The organism is Streptomyces sp. APSN-46.1 (assembly GCF_022815725.1).
Lineage (GTDB): Bacteria > Actinomycetota > Actinomycetes > Streptomycetales > Streptomycetaceae > Streptomyces.
This window is the reverse complement of sequence record NZ_JALGRF010000030.1, coordinates 1-456: the sequence shown is the minus strand read 5'-3', so window position 1 is coordinate 456 and position 456 is coordinate 1. Positions and strand designations below refer to the sequence as shown.

General features: G+C 67.5%; 1 protein-coding gene. It reads right to left on the bottom strand.

Annotation, left to right across the window (positions count from 1 at the left end):
• A partial coding sequence (locus MTF65_RS30095; protein ID WP_243632167.1) for an AMP-binding protein occupies window positions 1-456 on the bottom strand: 456 nt, incomplete at both ends.

Sequence of the window (456 nt, the reverse complement as noted above, 5' to 3'; positions counted from 1 at the left end):
AAACGGATCAGCCACAAACCGCTCAGCGGTCAAACCCCGCCGATTGACATAACCACGCGCCAACCCGCCACCCGACAGATACAACTCACCGGCCACACCCACCGGCACCGGACGCAACGCGCCATCAAGCACATACGCCCGCTGACCCAGGATCGGCCCACCGATCGGCGGCGTACCACCAGCCACCAGACGGCCACTGAGCGTGGCACAGATCGAAGTCTCCGTCGGACCGTACGCATTGAACATCGCCCGCCCCGGCGCCCACCGCCGCGACAACTCCTCCCCCACAGCAGCACCACCGGTGACCACCGAAAGCAGAGCAGGAAGGTTGTCCTCGGGAACGGTCGCCATCAGCGCGGTCGGCAGGAGGGCGTGGTTCACGTGGTGTTCGCGCAGGAGGTCGGCCAGCTCCTCGCCCGCCACCACACCCGCCGGCGCCACCACCAACGCAGCACC